The following is a 14629-nucleotide window of genomic DNA, read 5'->3' on the forward strand; positions in this document are numbered from 1 at the left end:
GAGCACTGACCACTAAAAACTACTTCTTAATCTCCATTTTTTCAGCGAAGAAATCACAGAAATCCTTCATGGTATCGCGCATCTTTTCATCTTGTGTAGCCCTGTAGAAGGTGTCGCTCATAGTGACCATGGTTTGGTGAAAGAACATCTTCATATCGTCAAGCGGCATATCTTTGGTCCACAAGTCGATTTTTAGAGTCTCCTTTTGTTCGGCATCCCACATAGAAAGCAGCATAGCCTTGGCCTCTTTGTTTTCCACTCCCCCGTCTTCGGCACTCCAGTGGAGTTCTTCGGGTACGCGGTTTTCGTCTAGGGATACTTTAATATTGATGTTTGATTTTTTTGCTATAGCCATTACTTTCGGGGTTTGTATTTTGATTTTTTGAATATTGTTTCGGCATCTGTTTCTATCATCTCCTTAACAGAAACGTCATTTTTTTCCATGAATTGTTGCACAATTTGCCAGCCTAGAAATTGTCCTAGTCTGGGCGGTGCCTCAGCATCGAGCTCCAGGAAGAACTTAGAGAAAGGTGCAGGGTATAAGAATCGGGTCTGCAAATCGGAATCTGACGAATACAGCAATTCCCGCTCTACAAAATACCTCCATATCTGGTCTTCATTCGCTTCGGCCCATGAAAATTCTTCGGGCAGGTACGTCATTTTTTCAGCATCGGTTTTAAACGGCAGTAAAATATCTTTCAGGTAGAGCATTTTTCCGTAGTAAACCATGTGCGCAAGAAAACTGCGTGAAGACGGCCCCGGCACTACGGTTTGAGCAAAAGCCCCGGCCGCATCAACAGCAATTTGATCTTTCTGCATCTCCTTTTTTATGTAATCCTGCACCCCTGTGTACAGCGGGTGATCCATCCCCAGGTAAGTATCAAGCGCTACCAGCAGCAGGGAATCTGCCCACACCACCTGGTTGCGATAGTCAACATCAGAAGTGAGGGTAATTACCTTCGGAATTTTGCGCTGTGGGAAATAATACTTTATATGCTGAAAAAGCTCCTCCAGTTCATCTTCTGTCTCCCTGAGATCGGGGAATTGTGTAGCCACGGCTTCATTGAGCTCCAGTTGTATGGTGTCTTCCATTTTTTGCACCCAAAGAATGTCGGGATACTGGCGCGGAAAAAGAAATGAAAACTCCTTTTTGAGTGCCGGGAGACTATCAGCCGTTGCATTTGCAAAGCGCTGATCAAATCTTTTCAGCTCAAGATCAATAGGAATAGCCGCGATCTCTTTCTCCTTACTGTCGTCTTCGGCGCAAGATAAAAGGCTGGCAAACAGGCAGTAAAAAAGGATTTTTTTGAACATAGGCAAATTAAGAATGGTTTAACGCAAGCTATTTCCAGATGATTAACTGAAGAACTATATTTGTTAACAAAGATATATCTCCAAAAGAAACTGACCAACAATTATGAAAACTAAACAGGTAATTGACCACATTGTAAACTGGTTAAAAGAATATGCTTCCCAGGCAAAGATGAACGGTTTTGTTGTTGGTATAAGTGGTGGTGTAGATTCGGCAGTGGTTTCTGCACTTTGCGCGAAAACGGGATTGAGAACCCTGTGCGTAGAGCTTCCTATTCACCAGTCGCAAGACCAGGTGACCAGAGCCCAGGAACATATTGCCAATTTGAAAAAGCAATTCGCCAATGTAACCGATGTACAGGTTGACCTTACCCAAACCTTTGATGTATTTTCACAATCTGTACCCCAGGCAGAAGAAGGCCCCAAGTTACATCTTGCTATGGCCAACGTGCGGGCAAGACTACGCATGACCACCCTTTATTATTTCGCAGGATTGCACAACTACCTGGTAGCAGGAACGGGCAATAAGGTTGAAGATTTTGGCGTGGGATTCTTTACCAAATACGGTGACGGCGGTGTAGATCTATCTCCCATTGCCGATCTTATGAAAAGCGAAGTCTACGAAATTGCCAGAGAACTGGATGTTATAGACAGCATCGTGATCGCGGCACCCACCGACGGACTTTTTGGAGACAGCAGAAGCGATGAAGACCAGATAGGTGCCAGCTACGACGAACTCGAATGGGCCATGAAAGAAGCTGAAAAAGGTAAGACTGAAGCCGATTTCAAGGGACGCCAGCAGGAAGTTTTTCGCATCTATAAGTCCAGGCATAGTGCCAATAAACACAAAATGGAACCAATCCCGGTATGCACTATCCCTCTTGACCTGAAATAATTGCAGTTTATCGAAAAAATTATTTTTCGAGTAAATAAGGCAGTAAATTTCATTCTCCCCCTGACTTTACGATTAAAACTAATAATCAGCAGATTGCGATGGGATAGCCCATGGAATTTCTTGTGCTAAAATTCGAACAATGATTAAAATTCTAATTGCAGACCACCATCCCATAACACGAATGGGGATATCTTCTCTGCTAGAGAAGGAAGGTGTATATGAAGTAGTGGGAAAAGTTACCAATGGTAGGGATCTTTTTAAGGCCTTAAAAAGCAAAACTCCCGATGTGCTTATCCTGGAAATTGACCTGCCCGAGATTAACGGAATTACCGCTCTGCGGACAATAAAATCTGAAAACCCGGGGACCAAGATCCTTATCCTTAGCTGCCATCCCGAAGAAATGTATGCTTTGAACTCCATCAAGGCAGGTGCCTCTGCTTACCTCTCAAAAACGGCATCTACAGATGTGCTTAGTGAAGCAGTGCACCAGGTGGCACGTGGAGGTATTTACCTCAACAAGGAGATTAGTGAAAAGATCAACTCCGGCACCACCCGCTCCAACAACATTGTTTCCCGCTATAAAAAACTCTCAACCCGTGAGATCGAAGTACTCAACCTGCTTTCTACCGGAAAAAGAAATAAAGATATAGCCGAAGCCCTGGATATTAATGAAAAAACGGTGAGCACCTATAAGACCAGGCTGCTCAAAAAATTAAGGGTAGATAACCTGGCAGATCTTATTAACCAGGCGCGCCTGTTGCAGATAAGACCTACATAACCCGGTTTAACTTGCCCGAAAGTACCTTTTTGAGGGTGATATAATCCATGATATCCTGTAAGACACCCGTAGACTCTTCGGGAGGAACTTCTTTTATTGTTCTGTTAAGTTCGTTTATCTTCTTGTTGACCAAAAATCTCCTTAAAGCAAGAATAGTTTCATTCACAAGACGACCAATTTCCGCTTTTTTACCCTTCACAAAAATCTCCATCCTTTCCCAGTCGTGAAGCACATACTGCTCTTCATCCATTAAAATACTGGTAACTTCCGAAGCATTTTCGGGAGTGAGTTCATTTATAAAAGTATCTATAGAGAATTCCTGCTCCTCGTTGTATTTCTTGATCACCAGTTGATAGATCTTCTGGAAATGTTCGTTGGCAAAAGCCACCTCATCTTCCTGTAGATCAAGGAAGATCTTTTCATAAACCTTTGCCGTCATCATTTCGGGCTCCAGTGAGATTTCGCCCTTGTCATCTACCTTCACCACCAGGTCTTCAAAATCTTCTTCCATCATGCCGTAATGCAGCAAAAGACTAATAATGGTTCGCTCCAGCACATACAGCTCATCTACTTTCACCTGTGGCCCCGGTTCATCCCTCACCACTTCAAACTGCTTTGTCTTTTTTGGAGCTGTTTTAGCAGCTGGTTTTCCGGCCAGTTGAGCTAAAGTGGTAAACAAAACATCTTCAGAAATATCCATGATGCGCGAAGTCTCCTGCACATAAACTTCCTGCTGAATATTATCGGGGATCTTTGAGATACTGCTCACCATATCCCGTATAAGCGAGGCTTTCTTTACCGGGTCATTCTTCGCCTCCTCCATTAACAGGGAAGCCTTATAATTGATGAAATCCTTGGAATTTTGCTCCAGGTACAACCTTGTATCTTCTTCGGAATTCTTCTTTGCAAAACTATCGGGGTCTTCCCCTTCCGGAAAAGCACACACCTTCACGTTCATGCCCTGCTCCAGAATAAGATCTATCCCCCGAATGGAAGCACGCTGCCCCGCAGCATCGCTGTCAAAAAGTACGGTGATATTCTTGGTGAGCCTGTTAATAAGCCTAATCTGCTCTGGCGTCAAAGCCGTTCCCGAAGAGGAAACCACGTTCTCAATACCCGCCTGATTAAACTGTATCACATCTGTATACCCTTCAACCAAATAGCAATTATCCTCTTTTGCAATCGATTGTTTAGCGTGGTAAATCCCGTAAAGCACCTTGCTTTTATGGTAGATCTCACTCTCGGGACTATTGAGATATTTCGCAGCTTTCTTATCATTTGTAAGAATCCTCCCTCCAAAGCCCAGCACCCTGCCCGACATTGACTGTATTGGAAACATCACCCGACCTTTAAATCTGTCGAATTGCTTATCTTCTTTAACTATAGTGAGCCCGGTTTTCTCCAGGTATTCCAGCTTGTAACCTTTGCCAAGGGCTTCATTGGTAAAAGCGTTCCAGTCATCAAGACAGAAACCCAATCCAAATTTTGCAATGGTTTCATCGGTGAAACCGCGTTCCCTGAAGTAGCTTAGGCCAATTGCCTTGCCGAGTTCGGTTTTAAGCAAGTTATTCTGAAAATACTTTGCAGCAAATTCAGATACCAGGTACATGCTTTCCCGTTCATCGGCCTGCTCCTTTTGTTCCTGGCTCTGCTCAGTCTCCTCCACCTCAATATTATACTTCCTGGCGAGATACTTTATGGCTTCAGGATAAGTAAAATGTTCATGTTCCATCAGGAAAGCCACGACATTGCCTCCTTTGCCACTGGAGAAATCTTTCCATATCTGCTTAACCGGGGAAACCATAAAACTGGGGGTGCGTTCCTCACTAAAAGGGCTCAATCCCTTATAGTTACTACCCGATTTCTTAAGTGTCACAAAATCACCTAGCACCTCCTCTACTCGGGAAGCTTCAAAAACTTTATCTATGGTGTTTTTTGAGATCAAATTTTACTGCGGAAATTTTGGCAAATGTAAGGTATATATAAAAACCAGAAAGTTATTTGGCTATTGAAAATGTTTGCCTGGTTCTCTTGTGAGCTTTACAGTAAATTCTCTTCTAATAATACTTACACCTTCAATTTAAAAGGATTTTGCAGACTGTACCAGATTGTGAGGATGGGCGTATTAAAAATTTCTTCTGGCACGAGTGAACTAAGCTACTCCTTTAGCCATTCTTAAGTTTCGCGATCCACTTCTTCATTAGTGAAGAACACCCCTTTCTTATATTGTTCTATTGCAGAAATTTTGTCTTCAGTTATGACGTTTTTTTTGTGGCGATTCATTATGGGAATTTTTTATAGATATCCTTACGGTGCAGCACAGTTACAAAACGTATAGTGTTTGGTTTAAGAAATTGTATTCCCATCCTATAATCCCCAATTTTAACTCTGTAATAATTAGAATAGCCGACAATTTTCCTGATATTTTTAAGGTCCTTCAAAGCCGTTGCTTCTTCAAATTGCTGAATTAAGAATTCAATAGTTTCAAAAAGCTTCTTGTCCCTAATTTTTTCAAGTGCCTTTTCAAAACTGCGGTCAAACTCTAGCTCCATTATTACCTGAGCTTCTTCAATATCGAAGTCTTACTCACATCTCTGCCGGTGATTTCAGCATTCATGATTTGCCCTAATAGAAAATCTTCCTGCTCTTCCTTAGAAAGAATCTTTCCTTCTTCTCCCAATCTTTTTACCAATTCAAGAATCAACTCGGCATTTTCAGATTTCTTTGTATTAATTATTAGAGTATCCATTTATCGTGATATTGTTCTTTGTTTTAAAGATAATAAAAAAACAGGTTCTTTTTTATCCCAGGCATGGATGTGATATTTACAGCAGTCCTTTTATTTGTAATGAAATTAAACTTCTTAATTCACATCAAATCTAAGTCCCACAGAAACATTATGTAGATCTGTAGCCTGGTCTTTAAATATTGGGTTGAGATCGTATTTTACATACAGTGCTGTTCCCCCAAAGCCCATGTAACCACTGAGTCCGTAGATAAAATCATTCGTGTTGTAATCTCCTTTAAGCTTCTCCTTTACCTTCTCTCCATCTTCTTCATACTTCAGTTTTTGGCGTTCTCCCAGGTTTATTCCGGCATACCCACCAAGTCCGATTTTGAATTGATTTCGGGTAGAGAACCAAACACTTCTTGAAGACTCCACCTTCTTCGACGGACCAAATTCAAAGTGTACCGGAAAAACAAGGTTATCCATCCTAAACTTCGATTTGTCTAACTCAAGCGGAAATTCTTCAAGCCTAGTCTCACCCTCGTCTTCAACAAAATATCGATTATCTGTAGGTTTCAAGCCGTTAAACTGAAATGAAAATCCGTACCTGAGCCTCATAAAATTCGATTTTTCGAACACCCTCGTTCTCCATGCCATCCCAATTTCAAAGAAACGGCTACCTCCTACTTCAAAATCTGAATCATTGACCGACTGCCCATCGCTCAAAGCATTATTAAACCCAACCGCCATAATGAGGTGGGTAGAGGTGCGGCTGTACCGGCTCTTGTCAAACCAGTTGTCATCATGCGCATCTTCTTCATCATCTGCATCTTCCCATGTCCACTCATCGGTTGTCTCTTCTCTTGTGAGCAGCGCAATTTGGTTATCAATAATAGCCACCCGGTTCTGTATGTTCATTGCGTGTTTGCGGGCAGCCTCACTTTTAAGTTTTTCAGCTTCTTCCCAGTCAATCTCCCTTGCTTCGGCGCGACGGTTAATAGCTTCGACTTCTTTTTTAAGAGCTTCTTTCTCTTCATTGATGATCTGCTCCTTTTGCTTTTCCAGTTGTTCGATCTTTTCAGGATTTGTTTTTTCCTGCGCAACAGCAGGATTCACAACTACCGAACAAAAGATGAGGAACATTAAAAAGATATTTTTTTTCATGGTTCTGGTTTTTATAGGCTTTTTAAAAGCCCATTAATGATTGATTGATGAATTATTTGAGATTAAAAATCGCGATTGGCCACTGCCGTTTTAGCTCGTGAAATGCCTTCTTTCACCATCTCAAAGACCTTTTGCCGAAAAGACTGCTCCAGCTCGTATTCTACCTGGTAAAGCAAATCTTTAGAATTTACGGTAAAGGTGGTGTCAGATTTTAATTCGGCCGTTGCAAGCAATAACAGGGCTTCTACTTCATTATCACTCACTGCAGCACGGTTTTCATTTACGGCAATTTCACCATAAACTTCGGCAGACTGGATTTCTTTTAGCGGCTTTTTTTCTTCGGTTGCTTCGGAAAAACTCCCGGAAGCTACTAAGTTTTCAGCTTCAGAAACCCTGGCTACAGGGGCCTCAAAAATGGCATTTTTGACAGGTCTTTCTGCGGAAGGCTTTTCTTCCTCTTCTACTTTTTCGTTTTCTTCAGAAGCAGCTATATGAATCACTTCGGGTTCTGAGGTCTTTTCCTGCAGTACAGGCGGTGCAGGATTTTCCTCAACTACCTGCGGCTCTTCCGAAGTAAAAGGCGAATCAAAGAAAGTGCCCAGTACAAAAAACAAAGCTGCAACGGCTGCAACTGCGGTTATCCACAGCAGGTAAGTCGGTTTTTTCCTTCCTTGCTCCAGGCGCTGCTCCAGCTTTTCCCAGCCGGCGGCCGATGGCTGAATCTCCCGTTCCCTAAGAACCTTTTTTATCTTATTTTCAAACTTTTCCGGTTCCATATGCTGTCTTGTTTTCGTGTTCCAGTTTTTCCTGCAACATTTTTCGCGCTTTAAAAAGCTGTGATTTTGAAGTGCCTTCAGAAATGTTCAACATTTTTGCTATTTCCTGATGTTTATAACCTTCAACGGCATACATCAAAAACACCATTTTATAACCTTCAGGCAAACTATCAATCACCTCCTGGATGTGCGCTGCATTGAATTCCGAAGTAAAGGAGTACGAAAAATCGGCATTTTCGGGCACCTCATCTTCAGCAAACATGCTGCGTTTATCGGTACGAAGAAAAGAGATGGATTCCCGTACCATGATTTGCCGCATCCAGCCTTCAAAGCTGCCTTCATCCCTAAAATCTTTCAGGTGGTTAAACACCTTGAAAAATCCGTTGAGCATCACCTCCTCGGCATGGTGCATATCTTTGACGTATTGCCTGCAAATGCTTAGCATCTTCCCCGAATGTTTCTCATAGATCTTTCGTTGCGCCTGCCGGTTGCCCGCAGCTGCACGTTTTATCAAAAGAGAATCGTTCTTAAAGAGTTGAATTACTTTCACCTGCTTAGCTTTTCAAAAGGCCTTCTATTAACATAGACGAGAGAAAGTTACAAAAGGTTGCCTGAGGGTGTGGATTTTTTTTTAGAATAACATTCTATCATATCATTTATAACACCCAAAAAAGGGGAAATCCAGCCGGGATTTAGGGGGAATCGGATTTTAAAAACTGGGGAAAAACTTATCTTAGGGGCCTTAACACCCCTACACCATGCGCTACTTTTTAAGCCTTTCCTTCCTCTTTTTTTACTGCCTCTGCCCCGCACAGGAACGTTATTCAGAAGATCTTTTTGAAGTTGAACCCGCCATTACCGAAACTTACGCCACAAAAGATGGTGAAGCTTTAAAACTGGATATTTATACCCCAAAAAATGACACCGCCCGTTCAAGGCCTTTGATCGTGTTTATGCATGGCGGGGGATTCTCTGGTGGCAGCCGAAATCATGAAGATTTGGTGAAGTTTGCACAGGCTGCGGCACGAAAAGGTTATGTGGCGGTCCAGATTTCCTACAGACTCACCCGAAAAGGAAAATCCTTTGGCTGCGATTATGAAGCTTCCGGAAAAATAGAAACCTTTCAAAAGGCCGCTGAAGATTTTATGGATGCCGTGCAGTTCATGCTTCATAACAAGGAGCAGTACCGCATCAACCCTGAACAGATCATTGTGGGCGGTAGCAGTGCTGGCGCCGAAGCTGTGTTAAATGCTGTTTACAATCCCCAGCTCATGTTCAGCGAACTAAATAAATATCAGGATATAGATATTGACGGAGTTTTCTCCCTGGCCGGCGCCGTTGTTGATGCCCGCTACCTTACCTCCAAAAATGCCGTCCCGGGAGTATTTTTCCACGGAACTGAAGACAACCTCGTGCCCTACGCCACCGCCCCGCATCATCTCTGCGAACCAGGTGCGCCTGGTTACCTGATGCTGGACGGCTCTAAAACCATCGTTCAAAAACTGAAAGAGCTTGACACCTCCTACCTGTTGTACAGCTTTGAAGGCGGTAAACATGAACATTCGGGTGTGCCTTTTAACGAGCTTAGCAACGTTTTTGATTTCTTTCAGCGGGTGTTTCTCAACAACGAACAGCTACAAATAGAAGTCGGGCGCTAACATTTAAAAAGCCCTAAAATGAAAATCTTTACCTGTCTATTTTGCTTTTTCACATTTTTGGGCACGGCAAATGCCCAGCGGCAGGTGCAAAGCCTTAATTCGGCGTAACGGCGTGGGCGCCAACTGGCTCAAAAGGATGACCATAGGCACTAATAGCCTGTGCCGTATGGTCATCGGTCATAATGGACACAATATTTGGCCTTTTTGGCTCCTCTTCCTTTTCCTTCTTTTTGTTCCCGATGTTACAGGAGGTCGTGATCAAAAATTCTTCATACCTGTACTCCGGCTTTTATAGATCCTGCTTTACATCAGTTTAGCACAGTCCTTTTCCAGGTATTGTGTCACCCCGGTCTTTATTCAACCAGCGTAAAACTCCCCTGCATCTCACAGTCTGATGTGCCACCCACAAAGAATTCAAATTCTCCCGGCTCATATACATATTCCAAAGACCCGTTATAAAACTTAAGGTCTTCTACAGTAACAGGAAACTCAACGGTTTTTGATTCTCCAGGTTTAAGGTCAATTTTCTCAAAACCTATAAGTTGTTTTTTTGGAGGGGTAAGGCTTCTCACCTTATCGTGAATATAGAGCTGCACAACTTCTTTACCAGCCTTCTTCCCGGTATTGGTAACCGTGGTGCTAATAATTATGCTCCCGTCTGGACGTAGGGTTTCGCTGTTAGCTTTTATTTCAGAATACTGGAAATTGGTATAGCTTAAACCATGTCCAAACGGCAACAGCGGGGAATTGACCACATCGAGGTAATTCGATTTAAACTTCTGAAATTCTTCGGTAGCAGCGGGTCTTCCGGTTATTCTTTCCCCGTAATACACCGGGATTTGCCCTACGTTTCTCGGCCAGCTCATAGTCAGTTTTCCTGAAGGGTTTTCATCTCCAAAAACAACATCGGCAATGGCATTTCCGGCTTCCACACCTGGGTGCCAAACCTGCAGGATGCTTAGGGGCATCTCCATTTCTTCGGAAATATCAAGAGGGCGACCGCTCATGAGCACAAGGGCTACAGGTTTCCCGGTGGCAACAAGTTCTCTAATAAGCCTTTTTTGGCTCTCCGGAATCTGAATGTTGGTACGGCTGGCCGCTTCCCCACTCATTTCACTGGCTTCTCCTACCACAGCCACAATTACATCGGCTGCTTTGGCTACTTTCAACGCCTCCTGAAGTAATTTTTCGGGAGAGCGATCAGAAATTTCCACTTTTGGTCCAAATACATTTACTTTTTTAGCATAGGCTGTATCATTGGTGATGTTCGCACCTTTAGCATAAGTGATTTTCGCCTTTGGTGCTACATTTTTAAAACCTTCAAGTACAGGAATTGAAAGTTTAAAATCGCCTGTAGGCGCCCAGGTTCCCAGCATATTCGATTGATCATCAGCCAACGGACCAATGAGTGCGATTTTTGCCTTTTTTGACACCGGCAGTACATTGTTATGATCTTTAAGCAGCACAAAAGACTGGGTTGCTGCAAGACGTGCCAGCTGCCTGTTCTCTGCTGTCAGGATATCTTTTTCGGGCCTGCTTGCATCTGAATATCTATAAGGATCATCAAGTAAACCTAATTTATGCTTGGCTTCAAGGATCCTGCGGGCGGCAGTAGTGATCTCTTCTTCGGAAACCCTTCCTTCATCTACAGATTTTTTCAGGGTGGTTAAGAATCCTTCGCCTACCATGTCCATATCCAAACCTGCTTTTAAAGCCATTGCCGATACATCCTGAAGGTCTCCCATTCCGTGGGCGATCATCTCATTTACAGAAGTATAATCTGAAACTACAAATCCGTCAAAACCCCATCTTTCGCGAAGCAGGTCGGTAAGCAACCATTTGTTCCCGCTTGCCGGCACTCCGTCAATATCGTTAAAAGAAGTCATCACGCTTCCCACGCCGGCATCCACAGCGGCCTTGTAAGGCGGCAGGTATTCATTGAACATCTTGGTGCGGCTCATGTCTACGCGGTTATAATCGCGACCACCTTCGGGAGCACCATACAGCGCAAGGTGCTTGACCGTTGCCATCATGGTTTGAGGTTCGGCAAGATCATCCTGCTGGTAACCTTCTACCATCGCTATCGCAATTTGAGAACCTAAATATGCATCTTCGCCAGCGCCTTCGGCTACACGGCCCCATCTTGGATCGCGGGAAATATCTACCATAGGAGAAAAGTTCCAGTTGATCCCATCAGCTGTAGCTTCTTTTGCAGCCACTTTAGCTGTTTCTTTTACCAGGTTCATATCCCAACTCGAAGAAAGCCCCAGCGGAGTAGGAAAAGTTGTTTTATAACCATGAATAACATCGGATCCGATAAGAAGCGGAATTCCCAGGCGCGAGTTTTTAACCGCAATTTCCTGGGCCTGGCGCACCCTCTCTGGACTCGACACTCCAAAGACACCACCTACATGACCGGCCTTAATCTTGGCTTCAACATCTTCACTCACTACAGATCCTGTAGCTACTCCACCACCGGGAGTGAGCAGGTTGAGCTGTCCTATTTTTTCTTCTAAAGTCATTTTCTCAAGGAGCGCCTCCACTTGCGGAATTCTTTCCTGTGCCTGGAGATATGAAAGCCCCATAAAAAACAAAAATGCGACTGAAAGATTAATTTTTCTCATTCTTATATTCTTTAAAATTTATTGAATTGTCTATTCTTACTTTACTTCCCGGATCTCAGTTTTTTCTGAAATTCCGTTCTCATTAAATGCTTCAATACTGAAGTAATACGTGGTATTCTTATCAAGATTCCGCATAAAATGTTCGTTTTCACCGTAGATCAACCACGACTGGTATAATTTATCGGGTGCTATTCCCCAGCGGATATTGTAACCCTGGGCTCCTTTCACCGGCTCCCATTCAAAGGCAGCGTCTCTTCGGTCTTCCTGGCGCACTACACTGAAACCTTTTACTTTCGCAGGTTTTTTGCCTAATCCTTTTCCAAATACCCTGATCTCAGAAAGAGCCAAGTTCTTTCCCGGAACTTCTATGTTGTTATAGCGCACGTATTTTGCCTTTACCGGTTGATTAAGCGGTATGTATGCATTAGGTGCATCTTCATAGCTGCCACTCCTGTCTACCACAGTTATCCAGTCTTTACCATTTTCTGAAACTTCAAGGGTAAACCTATGTCTTAAACCTTCGGTGCGGGTGTAAATGCCCGATTCTTCATCATGAAAATTCAGCTGGAAAGCGTAAATATTTCCGGGAGCCAGCATTTCTATCTCCACCCATTGTTCCTCATCATTGGCTTCAGCAACCCAGAAAGATTTCGGACTTTCATCTGTAAGCACTTTAGAGATGATCTCTCCGTCGCTGTTCTTTTCGAGCGGCATTTCTGTGATATCAAAATCGCCATCCGTAGAGGTGCTCTTCCGAATTTGCATTTGTGAAGAGGAAACTGTCGCTTTTCCTTTATAAGACAGCAACATCCAGCCGGTATGCAGCCCTGCTTTGGTAGGGTGACTGGGCGCATGTAATGGATAATCGCCATAACTGGTGTTGGTATACATCAAACCTTCTTTATCAAAATAGGTAGGAAACATAGCCAGCCGCCGCTCCCAGTGTGAATTGGAAGCCAGGGCCATAGTTGCAAAATGCCAGTACTGCCCATTAGTTTCTTTCACCGTAATGCCGTGACCGGCACCATTGGCGAACCCACCGGGCTTAAAACTGTAGGGGTTGTTCTTCATGTACTTGAAGGGGCCCAGTGGGGTTTCACCAACGTAAGCTGCATCGGCATACACATTGAATTGGGTGCCCGGCGCAGCATACTGCAGGTAATATTTGCCGTTGTGTTTTGTCATGGAGGCACCTTCCATATAGCCTTCTTTTAAAGTTGGATGGAAATTATTTTCACCAAATCGCTCCCAGCCGTGCTCTTCTTCCACCAGGTTGATCAATTCTTTTTCAACACCGATTTCAAGAAAACGATCGTCTCTATCCAACATCTTTACCTTAAGCGGATGTACGTTTGAAGAACCCCAGTATAAATAGGCCTTGCCGTCATCATCTATAAATAATTCGGAATCCTGGATGTTGCTGGTAATGGAAGCTGTGGGCGTCCAGTTACCACTTTTTGGATCGTCAGTGTAAAGAATACTTCCGTAGCCCGCAGGATCTCCGGCGAAATACACCAGCGAATCTTTGTAATTGAAAGCGGTGGGTGCATTGGAGCCTTCAAAAAACCACTGTTTTGGTTTAATGAATTCCCAGTTAACCAGGTCTTTTGAATGCCAGTAACCAAAGGAGCGGGTGACAAACATGTAATATTCACCACGGTACTCGATCACCGCAGGATCTGCCCCCGAACGGTAGGAAATATTTTTACTGGAATTGTAAACCATATAGGAGTAATCAATATCCAGCGGATTGATATAGGTCTTAGGCACTACTTCCTGCGAGCGCGCAAAAAAGCTGAAGAATACGACTACTGCTGTGATAATGTGGGGTAAGCCTTTCATTTATCTAATCATTTTTTTGATGAGAGAATAACCACGGCAGCAGGTAAGGTTCAGAAAAAGCCGAATCCCAGCTGTTGTGATTATCATGTGGATAAAGAGAGAGTTTTGCGTTACCGCCGGCAGTGTTGATCTCGCGAGCCATGGTTTTGGAAAATTCGGCAGGAACTACGTTGTCTTCTTCGCCGTGAAAGATCCAGATATTAAAACCTTCAGGGTATTTTTTAGCTATGGCAGGATCGGCGCCGCCACAAATAGCAAAAGCAGCAGCAAAGGTTTCAGGCATTCTGGAAAGGATCTCGTAGGTTCCCATCCCTCCCATTGAAAGTCCGCCCACATAAATCCTGTCTTTATCAATATAATCTTCCGAAGTAACAGAATTCAGAAGAGCCATCACCAAATGTAGGGCTTTGGTAGGCTCCTCCTCATTCTTAAAGCTAAATTCAAAAGGTGTTTTATTTCGGTCAACCTCCACTTTTGCCCAATAATCATCTTTTGGGGCCTGCGGAAAAATAACGATAGCCGGAAAGTCTTCCCTGTTTGCCTCTTTCAGGAATAAATCGCTCCCGTGCACGAGTTGCGCTTCATTATCGCTTCCCCTTTCACCCGCGCCGTGCAAAAATAGCACTACAGGATACTCTTTTTCTTCGGAAAAATTCTTCGGAAAGAGAATGCGATAGTTTAAAGTGTCGTTTTGCTGAATAAATTGCTTTTTCTGAAACTCTGACTGCTCCTGGGCCATTCCTGAAGCTGAAATAAGTATAAAAAAGCCTGCAAGCAGAAGAAAATTAAGGGAAATGTTATTTTTCATAGTTGTAATATTTAAAACTGACAGGTCTTAAAAAACCTATCCTAA

At 43.4% G+C, this 14629-nt stretch carries 15 protein-coding genes; 3 read left to right on the forward strand and 12 right to left on the reverse strand.

The features are described from left to right. Window positions 1-19 precede the first annotated feature (19 nt). The gene (gldC, locus tag ACQ93I_RS09260) at window positions 20-355 is read right to left on the reverse strand and encodes a gliding motility protein GldC (RefSeq protein WP_266069255.1); all 336 of its coding nucleotides are present in this window, start codon (window positions 353-355) and stop codon (window positions 20-22) included. Further along, entirely contained in the window at window positions 355-1314 is a 960-nt protein-coding gene (gene gldB, locus ACQ93I_RS09265) for a gliding motility lipoprotein GldB (protein ID WP_431698250.1), read from the reverse strand. Before gldB ends, gldC begins: the two co-directional genes overlap by 1 nt. 103 nt (window positions 1315-1417) lie before the next feature. Between gldB and nadE the strand changes: the two genes are divergently transcribed. Beyond that, a complete protein-coding gene (gene nadE / locus ACQ93I_RS09270; RefSeq protein ID WP_431698251.1) occupies window positions 1418-2206 on the forward strand; it encodes an NAD(+) synthase in 789 nt (262 codons plus the stop codon). A 139-nt stretch (window positions 2207-2345) separates the two neighbouring features. Next, window positions 2346-2984, forward strand: coding sequence for a response regulator transcription factor (locus tag ACQ93I_RS09275; protein ID WP_431698252.1), 639 nt, complete (start codon window positions 2346-2348; stop codon window positions 2982-2984). Here ACQ93I_RS09275 and dnaG read toward each other — a convergent pair. From dnaG to ACQ93I_RS09305, 6 genes are all read right to left on the reverse strand, one after another. Continuing rightward, on the reverse strand, window positions 2977-4929 hold the full coding sequence (dnaG, locus tag ACQ93I_RS09280; RefSeq protein WP_431698253.1) for a DNA primase: 1953 nt from the start codon (window positions 4927-4929) through the stop codon (window positions 2977-2979). The two genes, ACQ93I_RS09275 and dnaG, sit on opposite strands and share 8 nt — an antisense overlap. Window positions 4930-5266: 337 nt before the next feature. After that, the gene (locus tag ACQ93I_RS09285) at window positions 5267-5536 is read right to left on the reverse strand and encodes a type II toxin-antitoxin system RelE family toxin (protein ID WP_431698254.1); all 270 of its coding nucleotides are present in this window, start codon (window positions 5534-5536) and stop codon (window positions 5267-5269) included. Window positions 5537-5538: 2 nt separating this feature from the next. Next, the gene (locus ACQ93I_RS09290; RefSeq protein WP_431698255.1) at window positions 5539-5733 is read right to left on the reverse strand and encodes a hypothetical protein; all 195 of its coding nucleotides are present in this window, start codon (window positions 5731-5733) and stop codon (window positions 5539-5541) included. 114 nt (window positions 5734-5847) lie between these two features. After that, window positions 5848-6876 (reverse strand): hypothetical protein, encoded by a 1029-nt coding sequence (locus ACQ93I_RS09295; protein WP_431698256.1) that lies wholly within the window; start codon window positions 6874-6876, stop codon window positions 5848-5850. Window positions 6877-6938: 62 nt separating this feature from the next. Then, a complete protein-coding gene (locus tag ACQ93I_RS09300) occupies window positions 6939-7652 on the reverse strand; it encodes a hypothetical protein (protein ID WP_431698257.1) in 714 nt (237 codons plus the stop codon). After that, entirely contained in the window at window positions 7633-8202 is a 570-nt protein-coding gene (locus tag ACQ93I_RS09305; protein WP_431698258.1) for an RNA polymerase sigma factor, read from the reverse strand. Before ACQ93I_RS09305 ends, ACQ93I_RS09300 begins: the two co-directional genes overlap by 20 nt. A gap of 208 nt (window positions 8203-8410) precedes the next feature. Between ACQ93I_RS09305 and ACQ93I_RS09310 the strand changes: the two genes are divergently transcribed. Continuing rightward, window positions 8411-9310 (forward strand): alpha/beta hydrolase, encoded by a 900-nt coding sequence (locus tag ACQ93I_RS09310; RefSeq protein WP_431698259.1) that lies wholly within the window; start codon window positions 8411-8413, stop codon window positions 9308-9310. 94 nt (window positions 9311-9404) lie between these two features. Here the strand turns inward: ACQ93I_RS09310 and ACQ93I_RS09315 are convergent, their stop codons facing one another. From ACQ93I_RS09315 to ACQ93I_RS09330, 4 genes are all read right to left on the reverse strand, one after another. Then, complete coding sequence (locus ACQ93I_RS09315) at window positions 9405-9572, reverse strand: hypothetical protein (protein WP_431698260.1); 168 nt, start codon at window positions 9570-9572, stop codon at window positions 9405-9407. 91 nt (window positions 9573-9663) lie between these two features. Further along, window positions 9664-11934 (reverse strand): beta-glucosidase BglX, encoded by a 2271-nt coding sequence (gene bglX / locus ACQ93I_RS09320; protein ID WP_431698261.1) that lies wholly within the window; start codon window positions 11932-11934, stop codon window positions 9664-9666. Between the two features lie 36 nt (window positions 11935-11970). Beyond that, window positions 11971-13776, reverse strand: a complete 1806-nt coding sequence (locus ACQ93I_RS09325; RefSeq protein ID WP_431698262.1) for a family 43 glycosylhydrolase — start codon at window positions 13774-13776, stop codon at window positions 11971-11973. Window positions 13777-13780: 4 nt separating this feature from the next. Continuing rightward, window positions 13781-14584 (reverse strand): prolyl oligopeptidase family serine peptidase, encoded by an 804-nt coding sequence (locus ACQ93I_RS09330; protein WP_431698263.1) that lies wholly within the window; start codon window positions 14582-14584, stop codon window positions 13781-13783. Window positions 14585-14629: the final 45 nt, after the last annotated feature.

Origin of the sequence: Salinimicrobium sp. WS361 (assembly GCF_050750585.1) — a bacterium.
GTDB lineage: Bacteria > Bacteroidota > Bacteroidia > Flavobacteriales > Flavobacteriaceae > Salinimicrobium.